Origin of the sequence: Actinomadura rubrisoli, from assembly GCF_004349215.1 — a bacterium.
Classification (GTDB): domain Bacteria; phylum Actinomycetota; class Actinomycetes; order Streptosporangiales; family Streptosporangiaceae; genus Spirillospora; species Spirillospora rubrisoli.
The window spans coordinates 1-4,191 of record NZ_SMKU01000534.1 but is presented as its reverse complement, the minus strand read 5'-3'; the positions used below and the strand labels follow the sequence as shown (position 1 = coordinate 4,191).

The 4,191-nt window shown below is 69.6% G+C and carries 6 protein-coding genes; 4 read left to right on the top strand and 2 right to left on the bottom strand.

Annotation, left to right across the window (positions count from 1 at the left end):
• Positions 1–493: 493 nt before the first annotated feature.
• Both E1298_RS44770 and E1298_RS44765 read right to left on the bottom strand, forming a co-directional pair.
• Positions 494–967, bottom strand: coding sequence for a GNAT family N-acetyltransferase (locus tag E1298_RS44770; RefSeq protein WP_207945231.1), 474 nt, complete (start codon positions 965–967; stop codon positions 494–496).
• 203 nt (positions 968–1,170) lie between these two features.
• On the bottom strand, positions 1,171–2,247 hold the full coding sequence (locus tag E1298_RS44765; protein WP_131903456.1) for a helix-turn-helix domain-containing protein: 1,077 nt from the start codon (positions 2,245–2,247) through the stop codon (positions 1,171–1,173).
• A 123-nt stretch (positions 2,248–2,370) separates the two neighbouring features.
• Here E1298_RS44765 and E1298_RS44760 point away from each other — a divergent pair, with 123 nt between their 5' ends.
• From E1298_RS44760 to E1298_RS44745, 4 genes are all read left to right on the top strand, one after another.
• The gene (locus tag E1298_RS44760; protein ID WP_131903455.1) at positions 2,371–2,640 is read left to right on the top strand and encodes a hypothetical protein; all 270 of its coding nucleotides are present in this window, start codon (positions 2,371–2,373) and stop codon (positions 2,638–2,640) included.
• Positions 2,637–3,059: a hypothetical protein gene (locus E1298_RS44755; RefSeq protein ID WP_131903454.1), complete on the top strand. Its 423-nt coding sequence runs from the start codon at positions 2,637–2,639 to the stop codon at positions 3,057–3,059. The genes E1298_RS44760 and E1298_RS44755 overlap by 4 nt, the downstream gene beginning before the upstream one ends.
• 227 nt (positions 3,060–3,286) lie before the next feature.
• A complete protein-coding gene (locus E1298_RS44750) occupies positions 3,287–3,631 on the top strand; it encodes a hypothetical protein (RefSeq protein ID WP_131903453.1) in 345 nt (114 codons plus the stop codon).
• Positions 3,628–3,993: a hypothetical protein gene (locus E1298_RS44745; protein WP_131903452.1), complete on the top strand. Its 366-nt coding sequence runs from the start codon at positions 3,628–3,630 to the stop codon at positions 3,991–3,993. The genes E1298_RS44750 and E1298_RS44745 overlap by 4 nt, the downstream gene beginning before the upstream one ends.
• The last annotated feature ends 198 nt before the right edge of the window (positions 3,994–4,191 follow it).

Here is a 4,191-nt window from a genome sequence, read left to right as displayed (position 1 = left end):
GACAAGAACAACGCCACCGCGTCGGTCTTGAACTCCTCCGGATAGTGCTTCAGCGCCATCAAAGACACCTCCTTCCCTGGATCCATGATCCAGGCCTCGAGATGTCCACACTTCAGGGGGAAGGCCCGTAACCCTCGCGTTCCCCCGCCCGCCGGTCGAGCCGGATCAACGGCCAGCGAGCCAGCACCCCATTCCCGGGTGGTCCACCCGGCTCGCGAGCAATCCCCGGGCGGGAACCTGACAGCCCCCAGCCAGGCACGCCCCCACACCGAGCCTGAGGGCCGTCCTATGCCACACGTCACAACCCGAGCCCCAGCCCACACGGGCGAGGCTCACCAGCCCGGCCATCCGGCCAACGAACACCCCTCCGGCCGAACCCCACTCCCGGCCCTCGAACACTCCGGCCCCAGCCGACCCCCGTTCACGGCCTCGCGCATGAGATTGGCGCCCCGTCCGCTCGACGCGAAGGAACGGGGCCCGGTGCATCGCGCTCTCAAGCTAGCCCCGACTCGATGGCGGAGCGGTCCGCCCGGTAGAACAACTTCGGGATCTGCGTCGTGCCCAGGTCGCGATAGAACCGCTGGGCGCCAGCATTGTCGGTGTCGGTCGTCCACTCAACCCGGCTGCATTCATACTTGGCGGCCACCTTGAACAGCGCCCGCATGAGGTCCGTGCCGATCCGGCTCCGCCAGCGCTGCTCAGCGACGTACAGCTCTTTCAGATACAGCGAGCGGGTCAACCCGACCGCAGGCCACAGGAACGAGTACGAGGCGATCCCCACAAGTTGACTGGCGTCCCAAGCCAACAGCGCGTACCCGGCCGGCGGGTCGGAGAACAGCGCCAAGTCGACCTGACGACGGCGAACGTCCGGGGGCTCAAGCCCGGTTGCCCCATAGAACCCGTCCATCTCCTCAAGGAGGACGACGATTGCGTCGACGTGCTCAGGGGCGGCTGCGGTCACGGTCACCTGGCTTCTCCCTCCGGGGTGGGGTCAGGAGTTCATGAAGCTGCCTGGCAGGCGCGAACGCTCGCTGACTGGACGGCAGGACCTCCAAGACTTCGCGTCCGCGAAGGCTGATGATGCCTTGCCTTTGCTGGTCGGCCAGTGACGCTAGGGCCTGGGTTGCGCATTCCCGGGCGCCGGTGCATCGCCCTGTCAAGGTACGGCGTTCATTCCTGGCCGCGGGCGCGTTCGAGCGCCTCGTAGTACTCACCCGTCCAGGGCGCGTGTCGCTGATCGGGTGGCAGTGCCTCCAGCCCCGCAGAGAGATGCTCGGCCGCCGCCATGTGTTCTCCCAGGCTGAGCAACGCGAGCCCGACGTTGATGTGCTGGAAGTCCGGCGTGAGCCAGTACGCCGTTCCGGGCGGAAGGCTGCGTGCAGCAGGCTCCTCCAGCGCTTCGGCCTCGTTGAGGAGCCTGCGGGCGGCGGCGCCCTCGCCCAGCAGCGCTAGACCCTGCGCAGCCTGGACCGCGTCGCCCAGTCGCTGCGCGGGCGCCGCACCGGGCGTGTGGTAGGCGGTCAGGAAATGCCGGACGATTCCGCGTGGGTTGTCGGCCTGCCTCGCAAGGTAGCCCTTGAAGTTCGCGGCCTGCGCGGCGAGCGTGCCATCTGCGGCGTCGTCGGCGAGGGCTTCGGCGTCGGTGAGCAGATGCATCGAGGTCTGATCGTTGCGCAGCTCGGCGTGGAGCCACCCCGCGAACTGGACGTACTCGCCGGCGACCGGAAGGAGTGCGTCGCGGGCACGCCCTCGTGCGTCGCCGAGCAGGCCGGTCACGGCGTCGGTCTGGGCAAGGGTGGCGGGGAGGATCGCGGCTGGCCCGGCGGTGTCGTCCAGGCGGCGCTGCGCGGCGAGGATCGCGGCGAGCGAGTCGACGACAGTCAGGTCCAGGCGGTAGGGCTTGCGGATGGCAAGGTTCAGGCGGTCCTCGTCGTCGGGGCTGAGCGCCCCGTTGAGTTCGGGTGAGCGCCACAGCGAAGGGGCGGCCGGTTCGGGGGCGAACAGTTCGTCTTCAGAGCGGCCGGTCACGCGGGCATACAGAAGCCGGTAGCGGCGGCCGGGGACGTACCGCCCGTTCTCCCATTGCTTGATCATGCCTTCGAGGCTGGGCACGTGCGCGATGAAGGGCAGCTCCTTGGGCGTCGCCGCGTTGCGGAGCAGCCGCGCGAGGTCCCCGCGCGTCCAGTACGGCGGTTCCTCGCGCGCCTTGCGTAGGCGGCGGCCGATGGCCCTTTTGTCGGCGGACATGTTGAGATGCCCCTCTCGCCGGATGGTGTGACCGGGTGGCCCCACCCCTTGCCACCTCATCCTGCCTCTGGATTCGTGCCGCCTGCCACGGATTCACTTGCAGTGACCAGAACACCACCACCCGTGCAGTGCAAGCAGGAAGCGGTCATCGTGAACGCGACGACGGACGAGATCGAGCAGACCAAGGCCCAGCTCCGCGCGGAGTTCCCGCATTGGTCGATCATCCACACCACCGACACTGGCCGCTGGTGGGCGATCCGCACCACCGGGCACGCCCGGTTGGATGGCCGCCCACTCAGTTCGCTGGTGCAGACCGAGCTGGACGCCGATACGGCGGATGAGCTTCGCGCGAAGCTTCGTGCGGTCGCCGAGGTTGAGGCGGGTGCGCGATGAGCGGGCCAGAGACGCAGTGCGGTCTGATGAAGGAGTTTCCTGGCTGGCTGGTGGAGGTCGAGGAGGTGCCGGGCGGCGCCGGGTGGCACGCTTGGCGGCCGGGCCCGCCGGGGCGGGGCGGGTTCTTCGGTGCGCAGGCCGATGAGCTCGGGTTGCTGCGCGAGCTGCTGGCGGAGGCGGACGGTGTCGAGGCCCGGCTGGCGTTGCGGGGCCTGGCGGTCGAGTTGCGGAAGTGCGGGATCACCGCCACCGCCTATGACACGACGCTGACGGCGACGGGTCCGGGTGGGCGTACCCGGTTGGTGACCTGTCGGCGGGGGATGTTCCGCTGGCTGGATGGTGACCGGGTGATCGGCCCGGTCGGGGACCCGCTGGTCACCGTCGACGCTGTCCTGGCGGCGTTCGAGGACCGGGCATGAACTGGCCAGCGGATGTGGCGGGCCATCGTCCTGTCGCAGCAGGGCCCGCCTCTGGTCGAGGCGCCGAGCGCGAAGGTTCGCCCGGGACTTGGGCGGGACGGCAAGGCGGGACATGCGCCGGTGGCCGTGCGAAGGCCGGTAAGTGTTCCGCCCCGAACACAAAGCGGCCCCGGCCTGGCGGGCGAACGCCAGGGGACCCGGGACCTGACCGAAAGCGAGGTTCGGCTATGGGTAAGGGTAACGAAGCAGGCGAGGCGGGCATGAGTGAACGCTTCGACGGTAGCGAGCATCCGCACGCCTATCCGCTGCTTTACGCACTGGGGAACGCTCTGGACCGGCGCGGTTTCACCACGTCCGTGGGGGCCAGGGCTGTGACCGTGGCGCGGCGGGGCGACGTCTCGCTGCGGACTCAGACGATCACCTGTAAGCCACGGCCGATTGATGGCGACCGCCTCTGGTTCTTTGACGCGCTCGGTGAGCCGATCGCGCAGGCTGATCACGTTATCGACGCGGCCGTGATCATCGCAGCCGACCTGGCGCCCCGCGACGTGGCTACAGGGGGCGAGTTGTGATCGCCACGGACTATCTTGATCTGCTCGCGCGGGCCTTGGCCACTGACGGGTGGGCGGCGCGTCCTCGCTACGAGCAGGCGCCTGAGCGGTTGCATGTGCTGTCGCCCAGTCTTCCGACGGTCGGGGAGAGCATCCGGGTCAAGGCGGGCGTGGGCGGGGTGCTCTGGTTCATCGACTCCACCGGCGACCCGATCGCCCCCTGCCATGACCTGCCCCGGGCGGTTGCGGAGATCGGTGCGCGGCTGGCACCGGACGCCATCGCGGCGGGCGTCCGGCGCGCGGCCGGCGCTGAGCGGGACGCGACATCACGCGGCCTGATCAGCCGTCTGCGGACCTCACTGGGGCGGGCCGGACGAGCCTGACCGGCTGGAGATCGAGCCGTATGGCCGCTTGACGTGATCCGGCGCGGCGTCCCGCAGATCGCCGCAGCGTGCACCCGCACCCCCGATGTACCCGGGGAACTCGGGCTGCGGCTGCGCGTCAGCTATCAGGGGCATCCGGCGCACCGATTGGGTCCGAGTCGTCTGGACGCGTGTAGGGCCGGTCGGTGGGGCGAGGGG

Excerpts from the sequence above, each read along its gene's own strand:
- E1298_RS44750 (WP_131903453.1), top strand. The coding sequence starts at position 3,287 with ATGGGTAAGGGTAACGAAGCAGGCGAGGCGGGCATGAGTGAACGCTTC.
- E1298_RS44755 (WP_131903454.1), top strand. The coding sequence starts at position 2,637 with ATGAGCGGGCCAGAGACGCAGTGCGGTCTGATGAAGGAGTTTCCTGGC.
- E1298_RS44765 (WP_131903456.1), bottom strand. The coding sequence starts at position 2,247 with ATGTCCGCCGACAAAAGGGCCATCGGCCGCCGCCTACGCAAGGCGCGC.